This window comes from Vibrio sp. PID23_8, from assembly GCF_003584965.1.
Lineage (GTDB): Bacteria > Pseudomonadota > Gammaproteobacteria > Enterobacterales > Vibrionaceae > Vibrio.
On the sequence record NZ_LIXE01000028.1, the window covers coordinates 1 to 3,568 of the forward strand.

4 protein-coding genes are annotated in these 3,568 nt (G+C 40.4%); all 4 read left to right on the forward strand.

All coding sequences use genetic code 11. The features are described from left to right. Positions 1–250: 250 nt before the first annotated feature. The 4 genes from AK966_RS19715 to AK966_RS19755 all read left to right on the forward strand — a co-directional run bounded on the left by AK966_RS19715 (position 251) and on the right by AK966_RS19755 (position 3,431). A complete protein-coding gene (locus tag AK966_RS19715) occupies positions 251–1,033 on the forward strand; it encodes an FRG domain-containing protein (protein WP_182852774.1) in 783 nt (260 codons plus the stop codon). Positions 1,034–1,725: 692 nt separating this feature from the next. Next, positions 1,726–2,229, forward strand: coding sequence for a GNAT family N-acetyltransferase (locus AK966_RS19735; RefSeq protein ID WP_099081250.1), 504 nt, complete (start codon positions 1,726–1,728; stop codon positions 2,227–2,229). Between the two features lie 133 nt (positions 2,230–2,362). Beyond that, positions 2,363–2,878 carry a GNAT family N-acetyltransferase gene (locus AK966_RS19745; RefSeq protein ID WP_119464771.1) on the forward strand — a complete coding sequence of 172 codons (516 nt, stop codon included), beginning with the start codon at positions 2,363–2,365 and terminating at the stop codon, positions 2,876–2,878. 145 nt (positions 2,879–3,023) lie between these two features. Further along, positions 3,024–3,431, forward strand: coding sequence for a hypothetical protein (locus AK966_RS19755; RefSeq protein ID WP_119464772.1), 408 nt, complete (start codon positions 3,024–3,026; stop codon positions 3,429–3,431). Positions 3,432–3,568 lie beyond the last annotated feature (137 nt).

A 3,568-nucleotide genomic window follows, 5' to 3' on the forward strand; every position in this document is an offset into this window, starting at 1 on the left:
CCAGCGTTTAAACGAACTACTACATGGAAAGCTTTAGTTGCAGCTAAAGCCTGGGTCTCACATTACCCGAAACTGGTCGATTTAGAGGGATAATTTCCCATACAAAGCATTTAAGACGGATTCGCAACGCGTGGCATTTTTATCATGCGTTGATTTTAGTGATTTAGGTAGTGTGCGGAAACATCGCATTGCGTTGCTCACCACTTAAGCGGGCGTTAAGTTGCAAGCGTCAAACGGAGAAATGGGTAATATGATTCAAGAAATAAGAATAACTTCATTCGAAGATTATGTGAGTGAAGTAACTAATAGAAAAAAGGAAATGTGGTTTAGAGGAGTAACTAATAAAACTTACTCATTAATTCCTGGTTCAGTGCGAAACTCTTTAGATGGTTGGCAAGAAGTCAGTGCAGTACTCGATTTTATGGCTGCATATCAAAACTATCATGAGAGGGTTGATAATCCTTGGGAGCTTTACAGTCTTATGCAACATTACGGTTTTCCGACTCGTTTATTAGACTGGTCATCATCGATGCTCGTAGCTCTTTATTTTGCATTAGATGGTGAAGCATCCATTGACCTAAATGGAAAATCAATAGATCGAGTCGTCTGGGGAATGACTACTGGCATGCTCAACAAATTAAATTTCCTTGAACGAAGGGTTATTCCAACTGCTATAGGGAAAGCTAATACTGGCGAGAAATACCTGCCAAGTCCATTGAGGAAAGAAGAAGGTGATAGTTTTGAATTTGAGTTCAATCCACTAGCTGTAAGAATGCCATTTACAAATAAGCGAGTACATGCTCAGAAGGGGTGTTTTACAGTTCATGGTAGTAACCCAAAAGGCATTGAAGAAGTAATGTTAGAGAATGGGTTGGGTGACGAACTTGTAAAGTTTGTTTTTGATGAAAACTCGGCAACTAAAATTCGCAGTACTCTTCACAAGATGGAAATTAATGAAGATGACATATATCAAGACTTAAACTCTTTGTCTAAACGGATTATGCGAAAAAGAAAAATAGGACAAGCAACTTAACAAACGCTTCAAGAGGGACAGCCAACGCGTGGCATTTTTGGTTTGCGTTGGTTTCGGTGATTACGGTGTTATGCGGTAAGTTGGTAGTAGCGTTGGCTGCCCCTTAAGCGGGCGTTAGTACGGGATTGGCATCAAAGGTTGTAAAATTTGATGTTTATTGGTTTCTTTGCTCTGCTTTACAGCGGTTCAAATGTGCCTTTCACGTTCTCTCCGGTGGCACTAGATGCGCAGTGAGCGCGTTGCCAGCGTCGTTTACTGTTTCTAACTTTCGGGCAATTTCATTGGCGCGGCTTCTTTGTCTCGGATGGTCTTGCTACGAAAAATCGTTTCTTTGGTGTGGTCGGGAAAGTTCGAAGCAAGTCTCCTTTGCAAATTTAAAGGTGCTGAAAATCATCGAGTTTTGCGTGTTTTTCTTCTAGCCAACTCGCGTTTTGGGTATTGGTTTTAGATTGGCAGTTGTCCGTTTAGCTTTCGCGTTTTAAGCTAAGATTTCGTGCTATATTTCAATGCCTTGGCAAATGTCATAAGCTTTAAGGGCTGCGCACTAACAAGCTGCTCAAGAGGGATTCGCAACGCGTGGCATTTTCGCTATGCGTTGGTTTTAGTGTTTAAGGCGGTATGCGGCGGCTTTTGTATTGCGTTGCTCACCCCTTAACAGGGCGTTAGGTGCTAAGAGGAAAATAGGAAGTTCTATGCAAATCAGGGAAGTACGAGCGAGTGACGCTCAAGCAGTATTAGATCTCATGTATCAGCTAGATCGTGAATCGAAATTTATGATGCTAGAAGAGGGTGAGCGTAAAACTACTCTCGAACAACAGGTGACGATCCTCGAATCTTTTTCTGAAAATAACTCAAAGGTCATGTTCATTGTTTCAGATGATCATGAAGCTTTTGGTTTTGTTGCTGGTATTGGGAACACAGCTAATCGAAATTGCCACTCAATGTATTGTGTTATTGGTATTAAGCAATCAGTCTCTGGGCGAGGTTATGGAAAACAGCTTCTCAAAAGTCTCGAATCTTGGGCTGTAGAACATGAGTTCACAAGGCTTGAGTTAACAGTAATGTGCCACAATGAAAGAGCGTTAAATCTTTACCGTAATAACGGTTTTGAAATCGAGGGTACAAAGCGTAACTCTTTGAAAGTCGATGGACAATATGTGGACGAATACTATATGTCAAAATTGGTTCGCACCTAACAAACTGTTCAAGAGGGATTCGCAACACGTGGTATTTTTACTATGCGTTGGTTTTAGTGATTAAGGTGGCATGCGGCGGCATCGGTATTGCGTTGCTCACCCCTTAACAGGGCGTTATGTGAATAGGGAAATTATGCAGCAAGCAATTGAAAGTGAAAGACTAATATTACGACCATTTTCTATGTCTGACGCTGAGCGTGTTTCAGAGTTGGCTGGCGACAAGCAAATATCAGAAATGACGGCAAATATTCCGTATCCATATACAGTTAGTGATGCTGAAAATTGGATTCGTACACATACTGAGTTGTTTTTAAGTGGTAAAGGTATTGTCTATGCCATTGTCCTAAAAGAGAGTTCTGAGCTTATTGGTGCTATTAGTTTTCCAAAACTGGAAAATGGTTTGGGTATTCTGGGCTATTGGTTAGGCGTTCCTTACTGGGGCTGTGGTTATGCTACAGAAGCATCTAAGGTTTTGATTTCATTTTCAAAAAAGCATTATGGGTTAACAAGGTTAAAAGTAATGCATTTAGTTGGAAATGAGCGTTCAAAATCAGTCATTGAAAAGCTCGGTGTAAAATACGTAGGCGATCAGACAAACCGCATGCAAGGTAAAGATCGTGAAGTAAGTGTTTATATATCAGAGGCATAAATTCACATAACAAACAGTTCAAGAGGGATTCAGCACGCGTGGCATTTTTGGTATGCGTTGATTTAGGTGTTGAAGTGCCATGCAGCGGCTTGGTCATTGCGTGCTTCACCCCTTAACTGGGCGTTATATGATAAGGAGAGTTTACGTGCGAAATTGGTATGTTTATCACAGCCGAAAGACGGTTAAAAGGACCTATAGTTCATTAGCAGAATCAACAGTATTTAGTAAGTCTAATCATAGAGAACTTTGTATTGGTGACCTTATTTGGGTTATTGAGGGTGATCTTGACAACCCTGTGAATTTTACTCTTGTAGACTGCTTTAGATACACAAGTAATGAGTATCCCCCTTTTGTTCGCGGTTTTGAAGATTTTAAATATAAGTTCTCAGGTGATAGCTTGTTTACTAAGCCGGCAATAGAACTAGAAAAATCAATGCCTTGGTTCAAAGATCTCCACCAAAGATATATAACTAAACAGAAATTCTTCAATAATATTTCTGGTGAAGAACATGTGGTCAATGGTTTGTTTGATGTCTCAGGTTTGGTCGTTTAGTTATATTAAACAGTTGGTTAGTGTTAAATCATATAACACATATGAGCCTTCTGCCTGTCAATAGGCAATAACATCCTATTGGCTGCGTGAGCAGCCAATGCTCTTCGAACAACAAAGTTATCTACTTCGCTTTGTCA

What these genes read in the sequence shown, in the direction of transcription:
- AK966_RS19715 (WP_182852774.1), top strand. Translation starts at nt 251, where the DNA reads ATGATTCAAGAAATAAGAATAACTTCATTCGAAGATTATGTGAGTGAA.
- AK966_RS19735 (WP_099081250.1), top strand. Translation starts at nt 1,726, where the DNA reads ATGCAAATCAGGGAAGTACGAGCGAGTGACGCTCAAGCAGTATTAGAT.
- AK966_RS19745 (WP_119464771.1), top strand. Translation starts at nt 2,363, where the DNA reads ATGCAGCAAGCAATTGAAAGTGAAAGACTAATATTACGACCATTTTCT.